Here is a 19,185-nt window from a genome sequence, read left to right on the forward strand (position 1 = left end):
CGCGCTCAATCCCCCGTCAGAATCCGATCGACCAGTTGCTTCACGGTCGGCGTGAAGTTGTTCGAATAGAACGGGTCTTGCCTGAAGCGGTAGGCGGCGTGGCCGGCGAACATCAGGTTGTCTTCGATTGGCTGGCCATGGGCGATGTCCTGCAAGGTCTTCTGGATGCAGAAGCTGCGCGGGTCGGCCAGGCGCCCGGTGGTGTAATCGTCGTGGTCCTTCCATGACGAGAACCCGCAGTGCGAGAGACAGCCCATGCACGCGGTCTGGTCGGCGCGGATCATCTCGCGTTCGGGCAGGGTTACGAACACCACGGTATCGTCCGGCGTCTTGAGCGCATGCTCGAAGCCCTGCGCGACCCAAGCCCGGGCACGGTCGCGATCCTTGGGCGTGACCCAGAAGTTCTTGCCCTTGACCCCGACGTCGAGCTGCACGGTATGCTCGCCAGCGGAGACCCGTGAGTAGGGAATCTGACGCTCGCTGCGCGCCTCCAGGCTGCGCAGGAACGGGGTCCGCACGGCTGAGGAATAGAACCCGGTCGGCGAAAACTTGTGGAGCAGCACGTCGCCCGGCTCGAGTTCGCGCAGCGCGTCCTTCCAGCCTTGCGGGATCGGGCTTTCCTCGGTCAGCAAGGGCCGCGTGCCGAACTGGAAGGCGATCTGGCCCAGTTCGGGATTGTCGATCCAGTCGTCCCACTCGCGCAAAAACCACACGCCCCCGGCCATCACGATCGGCACGCTCTCGGCAACGCCCTCGGCGCGCATCGTGTCGCGCAGCGCCTTGACCCGGGGATAGGGATCCTCGGGCTTAAGCGGATCCTCGGCGTTGGACAGGCCGTTGTGCCCGCCCGCCAGCCACGGATCTTCATAGACCACCGCGCCGAGCAGCTCGGGCACCTTGTGATAGGCGCGCTTCCACAGCGCGCGAAAGGCGCGGGCCGAACTGATGATAGGCAGGTAGTGGACGTTATGACGCTGGGCGATCTCGGACAGCTTATAGGGCATCCCCGCACCGCAGGTGACCCCGGTGATCAGCCCGGGGGTCTGTTCGAGCACCGCTTCGAGGATCGGTTGCGCGCCGCCCATCTCCCACAGCACGTTGATGTTTATCGCGCCCTGCCCGTTCGACATTTCGTGCGCGCGGCGGACCTGCTCGACCGCACCGTCGATGGCGTAGCGGATCAACTGTTCGTGGCGCTCGAGCCGGGTGAGCTGCTCGTAGACCTGGGGTACGATCTTGCCCTCGGCATCGTAGCTGTCGGCGTTGACCGCGCTGACCGTGCCGATCCCGCCCGCGGCCGCCCAGGCGCCCGAGCTCTTGTGGTTGGTCGCCGAGACGCCCTTGCCGCCCTCGATCAGCGGCCACACCTCGCGGCCACCGTAGACGATAGGCTTCAGGCCCTTGAAAGCAGCCTGACCATTCAAACCCGACATCGCGTCCCTTGCTTCACCCGGCCTCAACCGATGGTGACCTCGCCCTTGGTCATCTTGCACGGCAGGATCGCGTCCGGGGCCGGGCGCGCGCCTGCATCTTTCTCGAACTGCGCATAATAGCCCAAAATCTCGGGCTTGCGGACAAATTCGACCAGCCGATAGCCGACCGCCTCAAATTCGCACTGGAGCAGCAACGGCGGGATGCCATGCTGGTCTGTCGGTCGGTCGCGATCGACCACGATGATCTGGCCGCCTTTCCTGAGAGCGGGCTGAAGCCGCCACAGGAACGCGTATGGCTCGGCCACCTCATGATACATGTGCACCATGAACACCCGGTCGAAGCTGTTTGCGGGCAGCCGGGGATCATCGGGCGCGCCCGGCTTGATCGCGACGTTATCGAGCTTTTCGCGCTCGACTCGCTGGCCGAGCCGTTCGAGCGCGGCGCGATCGATGTCCTGCGCAAGAACCTTGCCCTCGGCGCCGACCCGCGCGGCGAGGCGGATGGTGTAATAGCCATCCCCCGCGCCGATGTCCGCCACGGTCGTTCCCGGGTGAATTTTCGCCAGATCCATCACCGTGTTGGCCTCGTTGCGGTCGTCGCGCGCCTCTTCGGTGGAGACCGAGTTACCGCCGAGCTTGGAGACCGGACGGTGCGCGGCGGGGAATTGCAAGGCGGTGACGGCGCGCTTTTCGGAGCCGTGGCATCCAACCAGCACGAGCGCGGCGGCGAGCGCGAGGTATTTCATTCGACGTCCTCCACCGCGACCTTTTCGCCCGTCACCCGCTGGCTGAGCGCGGCGGCCATGAACGGGTCGAGCGCGCCATCGAGAACGTCGTCGGGTGAAGGCGAGGTCACCCCGGTGCGCAAGTCTTTCACCATCTGGTACGGCTGCAAGACGTAGCTGCGGATCTGGTGGCCCCAGCCGATCTCGCTCTTGGCGGCGAATTCGGAGCTCGCGGCTTCCTCGCGGCGGCGCATTTCGGCTTCGTAGAGCCGCGCCTTCAGCATCCCCAGCGCGATCTCGCGGTTCTTGTGCTGGCTGCGGTCGATCTGGCTGGCGACGATGATGCCGCTGGGCACGTGGGTCATCCGCACCGCCGAATCGGTGGTATTGACATGCTGCCCGCCCGCGCCGCTTGCCCGGTAAGTGTCGATCTTGAGATCGGCGGGGTTGACTTCGATACTGAAGGTGTCGTCGATCAGCGGATAGACCCAGACCGAGCTGAACGAGGTGTGGCGCCGCGCCGAGCTATCGTAGGGGCTGATCCGCACAAGGCGGTGCACGCCGCTTTCGGTCTTGGCATAGCCATAGGCGTTCTCGCCCTTGACCAGGATCGTCGCCGACTTGATCCCTGCCTGCTCGCCCGACTGGTGCTCGATCAGCTCGACCTTGTAGCCGCGCTTCTCCGCCCAGCGACTGTACATCCGCAGCAGCATTTCGGCCCAGTCCTGGCTTTCGGTGCCACCCGCGCCGGCGTGGATCTCGATATAGCTGTCGAGCCCGTCGGCTTCTCCGGCAAGCAGCGCCTGGACCTTGTCGGCATCGGCGCGGTCGGCGAGCGCGGCCAGCGTCGCCAGGCCCTCGTCGATCGTGGCCTGGTCGCCCTCGGCCTCGCCCAGTTCGACGAATTCGATCGCGTCGGCCATCTCCTGACCGATGCCCTTGACGGTGCCGATCGCCGCCTCGAGCCGACGCCGTTCGCGCATCACGGCTTCGGCGTCCTTGGGGTTGTTCCACAGCCCCGGGTCCTCGACCCTCGCGTTCAGCTCGTCGAGCCGGCGCAAGGCGCGGTCCCAGTCGAGGAACTTGCGCACCAACGCCAGCGCCGCCTCGATGCGGTCGATATGGGCCTGGCCTTCGGCACGCATTCTTCAATCACTTCCACGGATGACGGGCCGCCCCGCTTAGCGGGGCGATGGCGATTGTAAAGATTGGCGGAGCGATCCTCCCTTGCAAGAGAGGTGCCGCGCAGAGCGCTGCGGAAGGCGCCCTTCTGCGCATTCCCGCCTGAGGCGGGCCAACTCCCCCAGAAGGGGGAGGATCAGGCCGAGGTCAGGCCTTCTTCTTCGCCTTCATCGCCTGCACCGCGCTCAACGTCATGCGGACGTGGTCCTTGTAGTCCATGTCCGAATGGACCAGCTTGACCCGCCCGTCCTGGCCGATCACGTAACTGGTGCGCTTGGTGTAGCCGGTTGACTTGCCGTCGCGGACCAAATCGACGTCATAGGCTTTGACCACCTCCGGAGTGGCCGAAACCACCGCGAACTTGTCGCGGCAGGCTTCGGTCGAGAACCGCTGGAGCGTGGGAAAATCGTCGTTCGACAGCCCGATCACGGTGGCTCCGGCAGCGCGGAAATCGGCGGTCGCCTCGGCGAAGGCGTGCGCCTCCAGGGTGCAGCCCTGGGTGAACGCCTTGGGATAGAAATACAGCACCACCGGGCCGCGCTTGAGCGCCTGCGCCAGATTGACCGTGAACAGCTTGCCGCCCAGCGCTCCCCTTGCGGTGAAGTTGGGCGCCTTGGCCCCGGTGGGCAATTCGGCGCTGGCGGCGGTGGGCAGGGCCAGGGCGAACCCGGCGGCGATAAGGGGAAGGATGGTGCGCATGAGTCGCATTGTCGCGCCTAATCGCGCGCGAGACAATGCCCTGCGTCTTCGGAGGCGCCTAATAGATCCCGCCCTGCTCCTCCACGAAGTCGCGAGGCGCAGCCGTGCTGTCTTGCGCCCGCGCGCCGGCCCCCAGCCGCGCCGCGCGCGCCTGTTCGAGCGCGGCGAGAACGCGCGCCTTGGCGTCCATCTCGCCCTGGTTGATCGACCGGCGCGGCTCGGTGTCGGGTTTGAATGCTTCCCAGATGATGGGCGACTTGGCGTCGGTACCGGGATTGCCCGCGAACACCCGCTTGCCGGAGACCCGATCGACCCTGACCATCCGCACGCCCGCCGGAGCGCGGAACGGCACGTCGCCCCAGCGCTCCCGGGTCTTCTGGACGAATTCCTTGAAGATCGGCGCGGCGATCCGTCCCCCCTGCGCATACCCGCCCAGGCTGCGCGGCTGATCGTAGCCGAGGTAGACCCCGCCGACGATGTCGGGAGTGCCGCCGACGAACCAGACGTTGGTCGGACCCGAGGTCGTTCCGGTCTTGCCGAACAGCGGCAGGTTGAGGTCCTTGAGCACGGTGGCGGTGCCGCGCTGGACCACGCCCTCGAGCATGTGGACGGTCTGGTACGCGGTGCGCGGATCCATTCGCTGGGCGCCGGTGGGGTTGAAGCGGGGCATCTGCTTGCCATCCCATTCAGCCATGTTGCAGGCCGAGCACTTGAGGTTCTTGGCCCGCCAGATGACCTTGCCGTTGCGATCCTGGACGTAGTCGATCAGCGTCGGCTGGTTGAGCCGGCCGAAGTTGACAAGACCGGCGTAGGCGTTGACCATCTTCTGCACGGTGGTGTCGCCCGCCCCCAGCGCCATCGACAGGTAAGGGTCGTAGTTGCCGATCCCCATCCGCTTGATGGTATTGACGACGTGTTCCATCCCGGTGTCGTTGGCGATGCGCACGGTCATCAGGTTGCGCGACTGCTCCAGTCCCCAGCGCAAGGTGTGGGTCCCGCCCCCGCCGCGGCTGTCGAAATTGCGGAAGCATTTGTCGCCCAGCGCGGCGCCCTGATAGACGCAAAAGGTGCCGTCGAGGACCATCGAGGCCGGGGTCATCCCGTAATCGAGCGCGGTGGCATAGACGAACGGTTTGATCGTGGAGCCCGGCTGGCGTTCGGCCTGGGTCGCGCGGTTGAACGAGCCGAGGCGCGAATCGAACCCGCCCTGCATGGCGTAGACGCGCCCGCGGTGGGGGTCTTCGACGACCATTCCGCCGGAGACTTCGGGAACCACGCGCACGGCATACCCGCTGCCGCTGGGACTGGCGGCGATGACGTCGCCCGCGCGCAACGCGTCGGGGACGCCCACCAGCGGATAGGTCTTGCCGTCGGCAAAGCCGATTGTTGCGCTCGCGCCGCTGCGCTGGGTGACGACGCCGATGCGCCAGTCCTTGTAGGCGATCCCCAGGTTGGAGACGATCAACTGGGTTTGCCAGCTTCCCTCGCCCAGGTCGATATGGGCGAGCGGCCGGGAAAACGGACGCGATCCGCCAAAGCGCATGATCCCGTCGCGCAGCGCATCGCGCGCCGACATCTGGAGTTCAGGATCGAGCGAGGTTCGCAACCACAGCCCCCCGGCGTAGACGCTGTTCGGCCCGTCCTCGGCCTTCTCGCCATACTTGGCGAGAAGCTGGCGGCGCACTTCCTCGAGGAAATAGCCCGCGTCCACGCCCTTGCCCTCGGCGCGGCGCGCGATCAGGCCGAGCGGCATCGCCTTGGCCTGCGCCACCTCGGCCTCGCTGGCGAAGCCGTTCTTGGCCATCTGGTCGAGCACGAAATTGCGTCGCTCGATCGCCAGTTGCGCATTCTTCGCGCGGCCATAGCGTTCGGGCGCCTTGGGCAGGATCGCCAGGAACGCCGCCTCATGCAGCGCCAGGTCCTTGACGTCCTTGTCGAAATAGGCGCGGCTCGCGGCCTGCACGCCGAAGCTTTGCCGCCCGAGCGGAATTTCGTTGAGATAGAGCTCGAGGATCTGCTCCTTGGTTAGGACATTCTCGATCCGGCGGGCGAGGACCAGTTCCTTGAGCTTCCGGGTGATCGAGTATTCGTCGCCGAGCAGGATATTCTTGGCGACCTGCTGGGTGATCGTCGAGCCACCCTTGGCCCGCTGACCCGAGCCGAACTTGGTCGCGTAATCGAATACCGCGCCGACGAAGCCGGGATAATCGATCCCGCCGTGGGTCCAGAAGGTCTTGTCCTCGGCGGCGAGGAAGGCGTTGTAGACCCGCGGCGGAAAGTCGACGAAGCGCAGCTGGACCCGGCGTTCGCGGGCATAGCTGTCGGCGATCTCGCCATCCACCCCGCGTACGATCGTCGGCAGCGGCGGCTGGTAGGTCAGCAGTTTGTCCGCCGAGGGCAGGTCGCGCGCGACCCAGATCGAGAACAGCAGGTACAGCACCAGCAAGACGCCGCCCGCGATCGCCCCGCGCCTGAACCACTTGCTGGTGCGGTAGTTGCGCTGGAACCACTCCCACGCGCCCCCGGCTTCGCGGCGGATGCGGTAGCGGAAGGGTTCGGCAGCGGTGGTTTCGACCATATCGGGAGGGCGTATAGGCAGCCGCGGCGACGCCCGCAACGGCGGCGGCGCTCAGCCCGTCGCGCGGACGCGGGCGAAGTAGGCCTCGATCGCACGGGCAAAGGCGTTGGCAAAGCCTTGGCGCGACTTGGCATCGAGCAGGCGGGCGGCGTCGTCGGCATTGCTGATATAGCCTGATTCGAACAGCACCGAGGGCACGTCCGGCGATTTGAGCACGACGAACGCGGCACTCTTGAGCGGTTCGGGTCGGAACCGGATCGCGCCGTTGTTCTCGCGCAGCACCAGCCGTGCGAACCCGGCAGAGCGATCGAGCGTCTGGCGCCGCGAAAGGTCGAGCAGGATCGCCGCGACGTCGCCCGATTGCTCCTTCAGCGCCACGCCGTTGATCGTGTCGGCCCGGTTCTCGCGCGCCGCGATCCTGGCGGCTTCGCTGTCGGAGGCGCTTTCGGACAGCGTGTAGAGCGTCGCCCCGCGCGCGCCTTCGTCGGCGGCGGCGTCGGCGTGGATCGACACGAACAGGTCGGCGTTCAGGCGCCGGGCGATGCCATAGCGTTCGTCCAGCGTCAGGAAGCGGTCGCTGTCGCGGGTCAGCGCCACGCGCACGCGGGCGCGCTCGACCAGCGCGTCGCGCAAGCTCCGCGCCAGCGCCAGGGTGAGCTGCGCCTCCTTCAAGGTGCCTGCCCCACTCGCGCCGGGATCGTGGCCGCCGTGGCCGGGATCGATCACCACCAACGGTCGGCTGGCGTCGTCGGGGCCGGCGATCCGCGGCAGATCGATTTCCGGCTCGGCGGGCGGCAGGACGATCCGCACGACATACGACGGCACGCGCGCGCGGACGCCCAGATGCACATCGAACGGCAGGGGCCAGGCCTGAAGCAGCAACCCGGCGACGAGGGTGAACAGCGCGATCATGCCAGGACCAGCCTATGCCTTGCCTGCCGCGGCCCGGTCCAGCACGAAGTAAACCCGGGCGCGGGCGCGCGCGTTCCGGTTTTGGTTGCCCGTCGCGGAACGCTTTGCTAGCGGTGCCGACGCGGGCCGGCCGGCCCAGCGATCCTCCACGGCGAGCCACCGCAAGGGTGACCGAAAAGCCGCCACGGAGCTATCGCCTCCGGCCGGAGGGCACCGCGCCCGGAGACATATTTTCCGGGACTTTCAGGTTGATGCAGTTCATGAATAGCCGTCCTTCGTTAGCGCAATCGCCGGTTTTCGAACCCGCGGCCGCGCTTGCGTCGCCCGGCGCGCGCACCCTTTCGCCGCGCACTTCGCCGACTGCAGACACACGCGAACCGTCGCCGAGCGGTGGGGCTGCCACGCCCTGCATCGGCATCACCCCAAATCGCACGTCGACCTCCGCCCGGGTTCTCCCCGGCGGGATGCGTGCTGCATTGCAATCGCGCGCCGCCGGCCGGTGGCTCCACCGCCCCCCGCGCGCCAGGAGAATTCACAATGACCACGCGCATGCTCATCGACGCGCGCCACCCGGAAGAAACCCGGGTCGCGGTGCTCAAGGGTAACCGGATCGAAGAGTTCGATTTCGAATCCGCCGACCACAAGCAGATCAAGGGCAACATCTACCTTGCCAAGGTAACCCGGGTCGAACCGTCGCTCCAGGCCGCGTTCGTAGATTTCGGCGGCAACCGCCACGGGTTCCTCGCTTTCAGCGAAATTCACCCCGACTACTACCAGATCCCCAAGCAGGACCGTGAGGCGCTGCTCGCCGAGGAAGCCGCCCACGCCGAAGAGGAAGCCGCGCTGCGCGCCGCCGACGAGGCCGACGACGACGACTATGAAGGCGGCGAAAACGAGGACGGCGAAAGCGCCGACGGATTCGTCGACGAGCTGGCGGGCGACGATGGCGTCGAGGAAGTCGACACCTCGGACAAGGACGATGTCGCCACGATCGAGGGCGGCGAGGTCTCCGATGACGAGACCGGGCAGGCCAACGACGAACAAGGCGCCGAAGGCGAGCGGGGCGAAGAAGCCGGGGAAGACGATCGCGGCGATCGCGCCGAGGACGATCGTGGCGGTCGCCAGCGCCGGGGCCGCCGCCAGGGCGGTCGCGCCCAGGCCAAGGCCGCGGACGACTTGCGCGACAAGCGCATGGCGTTGCGCCGCCGCTACAAGATCCAGGACGTCATCCAGCGCCGCCAGGTGCTGCTCGTCCAGGTCGTCAAGGAAGAGCGCGGCAACAAGGGCGCGGCGCTGACCACCTATCTGAGCCTGGCCGGCCGGTACTGTGTGCTCATGCCGAACTCGAGCCACGGCGGCGGGATCAGCCGCAAGATCTCCAGCGCGGCCGACCGCAAGCGTCTGAAGTCGATCATCTCGGAGATGAACCTGCCCAAATCGATGGGCTGCATCGTTCGTACCGCCGGGCTGAGCCGGACCAAGCCCGAGATCAAGCGCGACTTCGATTATCTCGCCCGGCTGTGGGACGAGATCCGCGAGAACACGCTCAAGTCGTCGGCTCCGGCGCTGATCCATTCGGACAGCGACCTGATCAAGCGCGCGATCCGCGACATCTACAACAAGGAGATCGAGGAAGTCGTCGTCGAGGGCGAAGGCGGCTACCGCTCGGCCAAGGAGTTCATGAAGCTCCTGATGCCCAGCCACGCCAAGCGGGTGAAGCAATATGCCGACCCGGTCCCGCTGTTCCAGCGTTATGGCGCCGAGGACCAGTTGACGGCGATGTACGATCCGGTGGTCCAGCTCAAATCGGGCGGCTACCTCGTGATCAACCCGACCGAGGCGCTGGTTTCGATCGACATCAACTCGGGCCGTTCGACCAAGGAGCACGGGATCGAGGCGACCGCGCTCAAGACCAACATGGAAGCCGCCGCCGAGATCGCCCGCCAATTGCGCCTGCGCGACATGGCCGGGCTGGTGGTGATCGACTTCATCGACATGGAATACGGCGCCAACGTCCGCAAGGTCGAGAAGTGCATGAAGGATGCGCTGCGCAACGATCGCGCGCGCATCCAGATCGGGCGCATCTCGGGCTTCGGGCTGATGGAGATGAGCCGCCAGCGTCTGCGTACCGGGGTGCTCGAGGCGACCACCCGTTCGTGCCCGCACTGTGACGGTTCGGGGCTGGTCCGCACCGCGTCGAGCGCAGGCCTTTCGGCGCTGCGGATGATCGAGGACGAGGCGGCCAAGGGCAAGGGCTCGGTGATCTCGCTGTTCGCGAGCCAGGAAGCCGCGATCTATCTGCTCAACGCCAAGCGGCACGATCTCGGCGCGATCGAGGATCTCTATGGGGTCCGCGTCGAAGTGCTGCCCGAGGGCGAGGACGAAGGCGCCAAGATGCGCGTCGCCTCGTCAGGCCCACGTCCGACCCACGTTCCGACGTTCGCCCCAATCGCCGAGCCCGAACCCGACGACCTCGACGACGAGGAGATCGAGACCGCCGAGGACGAGGAAGAGGATGACCGCGACGAGCGTGGCGAGGACGGCGAGCGGAGCGAACGCGGCGACCGCGATCGCAACAAGCGCCGCCGCCGCCGTGGCGGGCGAAACCGCGAGCGTGGCGACGAGCCGCGCGAGGAGCGTGCGCGCTCGCCCGAAGCAGCCGACGACAGCGCTGACGGCGAGAGCTCCGAAGCCGCCGCTCCCGCCGAGGGCGAGGACGATGGCAGCGAAGGCCCGCGCAAGCGTCGCCGCCGCAGCCGCCGCCGTCGTGGTGGCCGTGGTCGTGGCGAAGGCTTCGAGGGCGGTGAAGAAGGCGAAGCCAGGGTCGATGGCGAGGCCGTCGAAGGCCAAGCCGTCGCCGAAGTGGCCGAGCAACTTGGCGAAGACATCGCCGTCGTCGCCGATCCTGAAGCGGAACCGGCCAAGCCCAAGCGCCGCAGCCGCGTCCGCAAGGCGGACGCGGAAACGCTAGAGGCTCCGGTCGAGACGGCCGAAGCTCCGGTCGAAGCGGTTCAGGACGAAGCCCCGGCCAAGCCTGTCCGCCGCTCGCGGCGCAAGGCCGAGCCGGTCGCCGAACTGGCGGCCGAGCCTCCGGTGGAAGTCGAAGCCGAAGCAGTCGAGGCGGCACCGGTCAAGAAGCCACGCGCGCGCAAGGCCGCGGCCAAGGCCGACACGGCGCCGGAGACCGCGACTCAGGAAGAAGCCGGACCCGCGGCACCCGCTGCAGCCAACGAGGATGCGCCGGGCGACGAACCGGCCGCGAAACCGCGCAGCGGCTGGTGGCAGCGTACTTTCGGGTGATGAGCGCAGACATTAGCCAGCGTAGTCCCCACCCCACTCGTGTCGGGCAGCCCGCTTAGGGGGCGCCTGTCGAAACACGCCGCGCAATGGCTCGACATTGCGCGCGTGTCTCGACTTCGCTCGACATGAGCGGACATGGGAAATTGACCGAAATGACCCAGGCTCCGCCTCATCACCGCCCCGGCGGCGGCTTTCGCAATCCGCCCGGCAGCCCGGTGCAGTCCGCGACGCCGCGCGATTTCCTGCGGTTCATGCTGGCCATGCGCCGGGCCAAGGTTCCGCCGCTGCCGCCGGGCCTTGCCGCACCCACACCGCCCGATCTGGCTGTGCTGGCGGAAAACGAGATCGCCTGGCTCGGCCACGCCTGTTTCGCGTTCCGCATGGCGGGCAAGCTGGTCCTCACCGACCCCTATCTGAGCCGCACCGCGGGCCCCGTCGGTCTCGGGCCGAAGCGGTTCCTTGACGCCGCCGTGAAGGCCGAGGCGCTGCCCAGGCTCGATCTGATCGCGATCAGCCACAACCATTACGACCACCTCGATACCCGCGCGCTGAGCGCCTATTGTTACCGCGCGGAAACACCGGTGGTCTGTCCGCTGGGGCTGGCCGCCCTCCTGAGGCGACAGGGCTTCCGCGACGTGGTCGAGCTCGACTGGTGGCAGGACTGGCGGCTTGGCGAACTGGCTATCACTTGCCTGCCAGCGGTCCATTTTTCCGGCCGGGGCCTGGGCGACCGCAACCGGACGCTGTGGGCCAGCTTCGCTTTTGCCTCCCAGACGCGAAACGTTTGGTTCGGCGGTGATACCGCGCCGGGGGCTGTATTTCGCGAGATCGGGGAGCGCGCCGGGCCATTCGATCTCGCGCTGGTCGGGATCGGCGCCTACGAGCCGCGCAGCATCATGCAGGCCAGCCACGCCACGCCCGAGGAAGCCATCGGCATCGCCCGCGACATCGGAGCAAAAACGGCGGTCGGGATGCACTGGGGCAGCATCATGCTCACCCCCGAGGACCCGTTTGAAGCCCTTTTACGCTTCAAACGCGCCGCACTCGAGCAGCAATTCGGCGAAACTGCTGCCTGGGTGATGCAACTGGGAGAGGTACGCGCGTTCTAAAACGATGTGTCGGACGCGAGCCTAGCCGTGCACCCAGAACCGCCCGGACTCGCCGCGCGGTTCGATCCGGCCTGAAACGCCCACTGGCTCCGACCTGCCATCGGTCAGAAAAGCGACCATCCCGGCGTCGGCCACGTCCACATGCGCCAACGTCCGCGCGCCCGCCGGGGTCCGCGCCACCACCACCCCGCCACGAGGCTGCCCGTCGCGCGCGTAAAACACGGTGTAGCTTTCGACCGTCGCCGGACCGGCATATGCCTCGTCCAACACCGGCACCGCGCCGCGCAACGCGTCGGCTTCGGCCTGATAATCGTAATCCTGCGGGAACTTAGCCGCCGCGAGCGGCTCGCGCGACAGCACGATGCAATGGTTGTCGGTGGCGAACCCGCCGTTGGCGAAGAGGAAGCCGTTGCCCCCTGCCCCGCGCAGCTTGCCGACCATCGCCACCACCGCATGGCTCATATAGTTGCCGATCGGTCCACCGCCGAAGGTCAGCCCGCCGAACACGGTCGCGGGCCGGTCGAGCGGCCAGTCGAGTAGTCGCCGCGCCATCTTAGGAACGCACGGGAAGCAGGAATAAAGTTCGGCGAAGGCGAAGTCCGCGCCGGTCGTCGCGTTGAGTTCAAGCGTGCGGCGGATCGAAGTTTCCATGCTCACCGAACCCGTGAATCCGTCGCGGGCGAGAATGCTCGCCGGTTCCTTCGCCGCCGCGCCCATGCCGACGAAGACCAGCCGTTCCTCGGCGATCGCGCGCCGCCGTGCTTCGGCCAGGCTGGCGACGACGAACCCCGCGCCCTGATTGACCGAGGAGTTGGCGACGGTCAGCTTAGTGTAGGGAAACGCGATCGGGCGGTTGCCGGCGTCGGCGGTGAGGATCGCCTCGGCATCGACCGGTTTCCTGATCCACGCGCCCTCCTCGCCCGCCGCGACCTCGCTCATCCGCGACCAAATCGCGCCGCTCTCGGCTTGGCCCTCGGCCAGCGACTGCCCCCACGCGGCGCGGGTGGCGTTTTCGTAGAGCGGGTAGACGTCGACCGGCGCGACGAGTCCGTGGGCCTGGGCGTAGTCGGGTTCGCGGTGGAGCTTGGCCGGGCGGCGCAGGGCATAGCTCGCGTCGGTTCCGGGTGCGGCTTGCGCCGCGCGCTGGGCGGCGGTGCGCAAGGCTTCGGCCCCGGCCACGGCGCACAAGCGCGCCTCGCCCGCGCCGATCCGGTTGGCGGCATCGTTGAGCATCCGGATCGGGGTGTCGCCGTGCGGCTTGTCCGACTGCTCGAGCGTCGCAGGCGCGGCACCGAGCGCTGCGGCGAGCCGCCCGCACAGCGGGTTCATCTCGCGAAAGCTGATCTGATCGACCACCGCCAGGCTGTCGAGATCGGACAGCAGCGCCGTTCCGGCGTCGGCTTCGCACGCGCGCAGCGCCGCGACCATCAGGCCGAGCGGATCGAGCCCCTGAGCGGGATCGGCCGGACGGTCGTTGACCTGACCGACCGCGATGATGACCGGAGTACGCTCGGGATCGCTCACCACATCCGCCGCAGGACGCCGTCCTTCAAGATCAAGTGATGGCGCAGCGCGGCGCCGACGTGGAGGACCACCAGCGCGGCCATCGCATAGCCGAGGATTTCGTGCGTCTCATGCGACAGGCCCGCCAGCGGGCTGCCTTTGGCGACTGGGAGCGTGACCGGGATGCCAAAGAACGCGGCACCGTACTTGCTAGCCGAGCTGAAGATCCATCCGCTCAGAGGCATGATCAGGATCAACGCATAGAAGGCAACGTGGACGGTCTTGGCGAGCATCAGGTCGAACGGCTTGAGCGCGGGGCGATAGGCGGGGGTTTTCCAGGTGAACCGCCACAGGATCCTGCCGATGCTGAGAACCAGGATCAGCAGCCCCATCGACTTGTGCAGGGGAATCACGTTCCAGTCCTTGGGCAGGAAATCGTGAAGCAGGCCGCCGGCGAGGTTGCCGATCACGAGGACCGCGATCGCCGCGTGAAACCCTCGCGCGACCGAGCTGTAGCGGTGGGCCGGGTCGATCCCATAGGCGGTGGCCATGCGGCTTGTCTCCTGTTGCGCGGCGCGAGGCTTAACCGCACGCACCACCGCGGTCGAGAGCGGAAATGCGCCACCTGTCTGTGTCACTTACGACAATGCGGATGGCCCAAGAGGATGAGTTCAGTGGACGAGGTGTCCCCACTCAGGTCCGGAACACGACCGTCCGCTCGCGATTCAGCAACACGCGGTCCTGCAAGTGCAGCCGTACCGCCTCCGCCAGCACACGGCGTTCGATGTCGCGCCCCTTGCGGACCATGTCTTCCGGTGAGTCCGCATGGCTAACGTTTTCCACGTCCTGGTGGATGATCGGACCCTCATCCAGATCGGCCGTCACGTAGTGCGCGGTCGCGCCGATCATCTTGACCCCGCGGGCGTGCGCCTGGTGATAGGGCTTGGCGCCCTTGAAACCAGGGAGGAACGAATGGTGGATGTTGATGCACCGCCCGCTCAGGAACCGCGCCAGGTCGTCCGAGAGGATCTGCATATAGCGGGCCAACACGATGAGTTCGGCCCCGCTTTCTTCGACCAGCGCCTTGATCCGGGCTTCCTGGTTTGGCTTGGTGTCCTTGGTGACCGGAAAGTGGTGGTAGGGCATGTCGCCGAGCGGCGAGATATTGAGAGCCTCGCGCGGGTGGTTCCCGACGATCCCGACGATCTCCATCTGCAGTTCGCCGATCCGCTGGCGATAAAGCAGGTCGTCCAGGCAGTGATCGAACTTGCTGACCAGCAGCAGCACCTTGCGCGGGGTGGCCTTGGCCCGGAGCTGCCATTCCATCGCGTATTCGCGGGCCAGCGCGGTCAGCCCCCGGCGTAGCTCGGCGAGGTCCGCTCCGTCAGGATCGAATTCGACCCGCATGAAGAACGCGCCGCTGCCAACGTCGTTGAACTGCTGTGCCTCGAGTACATTACCGCCGTGCTCGAACAGATACCCGGTCACCCGTGCGGTGATCCCTGGCTTGTCGTCGCACGAAAGGGTCAGGATCTGGACGTCGGCCATCGGAAACTCTCCCCCGCGCGCGCCTAGCTGCCCGGCTTGGGATTTGCACCCCCCGAGCGCAGCGGCTAGTCGCCGAAGAAGTTCAGTTCCAGGAGCACGCCGTTAGGGTCCATCGTGAAAATCTGGCGCAGCCCGATCGACTCGATGAAGTTGACCTGCCGTTCCAGCCCGCGTGCTTCGAGCCGAGCGTCCATCTCGTCGAACCCCGAGCAGTTCAGCGCGACATGGTGGATCGATCCGGTCGGTCCCGGCGCCACCTCGCGAGCAAAAGCGCGCGGGCAATCGACGCTGTTGATATGCAGGATCGCGCGACCGGCATCATCGAACATCCACTGCGCTTCCTTCGGCGTCAGCGGCGGCGGGCCGTCGCGACGTTCGAGCCCGAACAGCTCGGCATAGAACCGCGCGGTGCCATCAAGGTCGTTGGCGATGATGTTGACGTGATCAAGCGCGTTGACCTTCATATTGCCTTCCCCGCAGCCTATCGCGCAGCTCTTTTAGCGCGCCCCGCTTGATCGGGAAGCCTTGGCGGAGTGAGCGCAGTGAGAAGCTACGACGTCATAATCCTGGGCGCGGGCGCGGCTGGCCTGATGTGCGCGGCAGAGACGGGCCGTCGCGGCCGCCGGGTGCTTGTGCTCGAGCAAGGCGAAAAGCCGGGCAAGAAGATTCTTATCTCTGGCGGCGGGCGCTGCAACTTCACGAATCTGCACACCGCCGCTGATCGCTTTCTTTCCGCCAATCCTCATTTCGCGAAGTCGGCGCTGAGCCGTTACACACCCCACGATTTCCTCGCGCTGGTTGAACGCCACGGCATCGCCTGGCATGAAAAGACACTCGGCCAATTGTTCTGCGATGGGTCCGCGCGGCAGATCGTCGAGCTGCTGCTGGCGGAATGCGCCCAGGGCGGTGTAAGCCTCGAGTGTGGCCAGACTATCGGGCAAGTGACACGCGACGGCGACGGGTTTATCGTCGCGACCGGTAGAAGCATAACGCGCGCCCGCTCCCTGGTGGTCGCCACCGGCGGTCCGTCGATCCCGAAGTTGGGCGCGAGCGGCATAGCCTACGACCTGGCGCGTCAGTTCGGGCTGAAGGTGGTCGAACCCCGCCCCGCACTCGTGCCCCTCACATTGGCCGGCGAGGATGCCCTATTCCGCGATCTCGCAGGCGTGGCAACCCAGGTCGTCGCTCGATGCGGCACCGGCAGGTTCCGAGAGGCGGCGCTGTTCACCCACCGGGGCATGTCCGGCCCGGCCATTCTCCAGGTTTCGTCCTACTGGCGCCGCGGAGACACGGTCGAAGTCGATTTCCTGCCCGACGCCATTGGGGATTGGCTCATCCAGGCGAAGCAGGATCACCCCCGCGCGACTTTGGCAAACACCTTGAGGGCGGCGCTTCCCGCGCGACTGGCCGACGCCCTTGCCGAACGGCTGGCGCTGCCTGGACCGCTAGCCGCCGCCCGCGACACGGCATTGCAGCAGGCACAACGGCAATTGGCGCGCTGGCCGTTCCTGCCCAATGGCAGCGAAGGGTTCGCCAAGGCGGAGGTCACCGTGGGTGGAGTCAGCACCGCCGAACTGTCGTCCAAGACGATGGAGGCGGGGCGATTGCCGGGACTTTACGTGATCGGCGAGGCGGTAGATGTCACCGGGTGGCTGGGCGGCTACAACTTCCAGTGGGCCTGGGCGAGCGGGTGGGCCGCCGCGCAGGCGTTGTGATACCTGCAACTGGCGCTGTATCGAGCGTCTCAGCCGAACTTGCGGCCGAGGACTTTGGCGATGGCGTCGGCATCCTCGGTTGAAACCGGCGCTTTGTACACGTTGACCATCTTGGCCACCGCCGCACGCCAGAATTCCTCGCCCTTGCCGCGCGGCTGGGTGACGATGTAGTCGAGCGAATGACAAGCCGAACAATTATTGACCACGACTTCGGCATCCGCCGTCGCCAGCTCAAGAGGCGTTTTTTCTAGCGGAAGATCGAGCTTCACCGGCTTGGCTGACACGCAGACGGCAAGCCCGCAAAGACTGGCAGCGACGCCGAACGCCAGCCAGCGAATCATGCCACGTCCAAGGTCACGGTCTCGACCACATTGCGCATATACCCCGAAGGTTGCCACAATGGTTCGAGCGGCTGAGTGGTGCCGTCCGGGGCGAACGCACGGACCTTGATCGCGTGACGCCCGCGCGCGAGCATGACCGGCAACTTCCACTCCCTGAATGAGAAACGCCCAAGGGACTCGCCGAGCCTGGCTTCGCTCCAGGTCGCGCCCTCATCGACCGAAACCTTCACCCGCGCGATGCCAGCCCCGCCATCGAAAGCTATCCCACGCAGGACGACCGGCCCGGCGCGACCCAGCTTTTGCCCCGGACCGTGGCTGGTCAGGAACGAGCGTATATTGAGCTGTCCGATCGGTCTGGTCTTGTCCGGCTTGGCCCCCGGCGCGACGCAATTGCAAGCGTTGTCCGGGATCCGGTAAGCCGACTTCATCCAATAGCCGCCGAACTCAGCGTCGACGACGTTGATTTCGTCGAGGTGCTTGACCCAATAAGTGCCATAGTATCCCGGGACGACGAGCCGCAGCGGGTATCCGTTGAGGAAGGGCAAATCGGCACCGTTCATGGCGTAGGCGACGAGCACCTCGCCATCGCGGGCGTGATCGAGGTCGAGCGCCTTGACGAAGTCCGGGATCGTATCGGTCGGCGGATTGTCGAGTCCGTTGAACGTAACCTGCCGCCCGCCCGCCCGCACGCCTGCCCGATCGAGCAGCGCCTTCAGCGAAACTCCGGTCCAGCGCGCGTTGCCCATCGCCCCGTTGCCCAGTTGCCCTCCCCCCACTCGCGGCTCGACGAACCCGCGACTGTTGCCGGAGCACTGGTTGACGGCCACTACTTCCGCGACCGGAAAATCGCGCCGTAGCTCGGCCAGCGACAACTTCAGTGGCGCGTCGACGTGTCCGCCGATCGTCAAGCGAAACGAAGCAGGATCGACGACATCCGGCAGGCCCGACAAGTGATAGCGCACGAAGAAGGCGTCGTTCGGAGTCAGCAAGCCATCGGCGAACACCGCGAACGGCGTTTCGAGCTGTGGCGGCCGCGCGGTCAACCCGATCATCGCGCGCTTTTGCGGGAGCCGCACCAGTGGTCGCTGCCCGTTAGCGAACGGCATCAGGACCGACTTTTCCCTTCCGGCCGCGAGCGTTGGGGCAAGCGACGCAGCGACGCCCGCCAAGAATGCCCTGCGAGGGACTGCGATCATCGTCGACGAGCCTTCACCAGCGTGAGCAAGTTCGCACCTGCATGATGAATAGCCGCGCTGGCAGCCAGCGCAAGCAAACTCGCGCCTCATCGGGAGCATGAGGGGGGACGAGCGGCCACAGGACGGATCGTGCTTTTTACATACGATTAGCCAGCGGGCACGAGCTCAAGCTGCGCACGGTGGCCAAGCAAAGAAAGCCTTGCCCGAGAGACGCTGTTCGAGCATTTTCGGATTCACGGGCCGCAATGGTGGGTGGACGAGCAGGTGGCGTCAGGCTCGTCGGAAACTAGACCAAAACAAAAGAAGATGGGTCGAGTGAAATGAAGGAACATGAAGGTGCTCAGAGCGCCACTCCCGAGGAGCTGTATCGGCAGGCTGAAGAGCTCATGCAACAAGCGAGGGAGTTGGTTCGCGCCGCGCGGTCAGCTGGACTGAAGTCAGCGCCAGTCAAGGATTGCGACGATGTCGTTGAGTTCGACGCTTTGCCTGGACGCTCGCCGCGCGGGCGTGCCGAAGCGCTGTACGTGGGACGCCGCATTCGCGACGACATGTTTGCCCCGGGGCTGTTCGGCGAGTTCGCTTGGGACATTCTCCTAGAACTCTTTCTTGCCCGCCGTGACAACGAGGAATTGTCCGTCGACGCGGTCTGCAAGTTCGCACCTGGCTTTCGCGACACCATACGCCGCTACGTCTCCTTGCTGGTCGAGCAGGGATTGATCGAGACGCGGCGAGACGCCAGCGGTGGCAGACCCGACAGGATCAAGCTCAGCCAGCGAGGTCGGACGCTGATGTCGACGTTCTTCACTTCGACCGACGGCCAGATGCCGGCTGCTCCAGTCAGCAGCTGGGGTCTGCGGGTGGTTCAGTCCGAACGGTCCGATAACTCGTAGTGCCGATGGCGCAGGGTCTGCTGGCGCTCGGCCCAATCCTAGCAATGTTCCACA

Annotated in this window: 16 protein-coding genes; 4 read left to right on the top strand and 12 right to left on the bottom strand. The window is 66.4% G+C overall.

The window, feature by feature from the left end; translation table 11 throughout:
- Positions 1-5: 5 nt before the first annotated feature.
- The 6 genes from GKE62_RS04690 to GKE62_RS04715 form a co-directional block, all read right to left on the bottom strand.
- Positions 6-1,433, bottom strand: a complete 1,428-nt coding sequence (locus GKE62_RS04690) for a nitronate monooxygenase family protein (RefSeq protein ID WP_154691223.1) — start codon at positions 1,431-1,433, stop codon at positions 6-8.
- 23 nt (positions 1,434-1,456) lie between these two features.
- On the bottom strand, positions 1,457-2,179 hold the full coding sequence (locus tag GKE62_RS04695; protein WP_154691224.1) for a class I SAM-dependent methyltransferase: 723 nt from the start codon (positions 2,177-2,179) through the stop codon (positions 1,457-1,459).
- The gene (gene prfB / locus GKE62_RS04700) at positions 2,176-3,303 is read right to left on the bottom strand and encodes a peptide chain release factor 2 (RefSeq protein ID WP_154691225.1); all 1,128 of its coding nucleotides are present in this window, start codon (positions 3,301-3,303) and stop codon (positions 2,176-2,178) included. Before prfB ends, GKE62_RS04695 begins: the two co-directional genes overlap by 4 nt.
- Before the next feature lie 184 nt (positions 3,304-3,487).
- Positions 3,488-4,039, bottom strand: a complete 552-nt coding sequence (locus GKE62_RS04705) for a peroxiredoxin (protein ID WP_154693559.1) — start codon at positions 4,037-4,039, stop codon at positions 3,488-3,490.
- Between the two features lie 58 nt (positions 4,040-4,097).
- Positions 4,098-6,617 carry a penicillin-binding protein 1A gene (locus GKE62_RS04710; RefSeq protein ID WP_154691226.1) on the bottom strand — a complete coding sequence of 840 codons (2,520 nt, stop codon included), beginning with the start codon at positions 6,615-6,617 and terminating at the stop codon, positions 4,098-4,100.
- Positions 6,618-6,668: 51 nt separating this feature from the next.
- Positions 6,669-7,529 carry an N-acetylmuramoyl-L-alanine amidase gene (locus tag GKE62_RS04715; protein ID WP_154691227.1) on the bottom strand — a complete coding sequence of 287 codons (861 nt, stop codon included), beginning with the start codon at positions 7,527-7,529 and terminating at the stop codon, positions 6,669-6,671.
- A gap of 537 nt (positions 7,530-8,066) precedes the next feature.
- Here GKE62_RS04715 and GKE62_RS04720 point away from each other — a divergent pair.
- A complete protein-coding gene (locus tag GKE62_RS04720) occupies positions 8,067-10,829 on the top strand; it encodes an Rne/Rng family ribonuclease (protein WP_154691228.1) in 2,763 nt (920 codons plus the stop codon).
- 152 nt (positions 10,830-10,981) lie between these two features.
- Entirely contained in the window at positions 10,982-11,938 is a 957-nt protein-coding gene (locus tag GKE62_RS04725) for an MBL fold metallo-hydrolase (protein WP_230207052.1), read from the top strand.
- A 21-nt stretch (positions 11,939-11,959) separates the two neighbouring features.
- On the opposite strand, the gene GKE62_RS04730 is transcribed toward GKE62_RS04725, so the two are convergent.
- The 4 genes from GKE62_RS04730 to GKE62_RS04745 form a co-directional block, all read right to left on the bottom strand.
- A complete protein-coding gene (locus GKE62_RS04730; protein ID WP_154691230.1) occupies positions 11,960-13,462 on the bottom strand; it encodes an acetyl-CoA acetyltransferase in 1,503 nt (500 codons plus the stop codon).
- Complete coding sequence (locus GKE62_RS04735; protein WP_154691231.1) at positions 13,459-13,992, bottom strand: cytochrome b; 534 nt, start codon at positions 13,990-13,992, stop codon at positions 13,459-13,461. Before GKE62_RS04735 ends, GKE62_RS04730 begins: the two co-directional genes overlap by 4 nt.
- Before the next feature lie 142 nt (positions 13,993-14,134).
- Entirely contained in the window at positions 14,135-14,989 is an 855-nt protein-coding gene (gene purU / locus GKE62_RS04740) for a formyltetrahydrofolate deformylase (RefSeq protein ID WP_154691232.1), read from the bottom strand.
- 65 nt (positions 14,990-15,054) lie between these two features.
- Positions 15,055-15,453 (bottom strand): VOC family protein, encoded by a 399-nt coding sequence (locus GKE62_RS04745; RefSeq protein ID WP_154691233.1) that lies wholly within the window; start codon positions 15,451-15,453, stop codon positions 15,055-15,057.
- A 126-nt stretch (positions 15,454-15,579) separates the two neighbouring features.
- On the opposite strand from GKE62_RS04745, the gene GKE62_RS04750 reads away from it, so the two are divergent.
- Entirely contained in the window at positions 15,580-16,704 is a 1,125-nt protein-coding gene (locus GKE62_RS04750; protein WP_154693560.1) for an NAD(P)/FAD-dependent oxidoreductase, read from the top strand.
- A gap of 29 nt (positions 16,705-16,733) precedes the next feature.
- Here the strand turns inward: GKE62_RS04750 and GKE62_RS04755 are convergent, their stop codons facing one another.
- Both GKE62_RS04755 and GKE62_RS04760 read right to left on the bottom strand, forming a co-directional pair.
- Positions 16,734-17,045 carry a cytochrome c gene (locus GKE62_RS04755; protein ID WP_154691234.1) on the bottom strand — a complete coding sequence of 104 codons (312 nt, stop codon included), beginning with the start codon at positions 17,043-17,045 and terminating at the stop codon, positions 16,734-16,736.
- Positions 17,042-18,151: a molybdopterin-dependent oxidoreductase gene (locus GKE62_RS04760; RefSeq protein WP_230206914.1), complete on the bottom strand. Its 1,110-nt coding sequence runs from the start codon at positions 18,149-18,151 to the stop codon at positions 17,042-17,044. Before GKE62_RS04760 ends, GKE62_RS04755 begins: the two co-directional genes overlap by 4 nt.
- 410 nt (positions 18,152-18,561) lie before the next feature.
- Between GKE62_RS04760 and GKE62_RS04765 the strand changes: the two genes are divergently transcribed.
- Positions 18,562-19,131 carry a hypothetical protein gene (locus tag GKE62_RS04765; protein ID WP_154691236.1) on the top strand — a complete coding sequence of 190 codons (570 nt, stop codon included), beginning with the start codon at positions 18,562-18,564 and terminating at the stop codon, positions 19,129-19,131.
- Positions 19,132-19,185 lie beyond the last annotated feature (54 nt).

The organism is Novosphingobium sp. Gsoil 351 (assembly GCF_009707465.1).
Taxonomy (GTDB): Bacteria; Pseudomonadota; Alphaproteobacteria; order Sphingomonadales; family Sphingomonadaceae; genus Novosphingobium.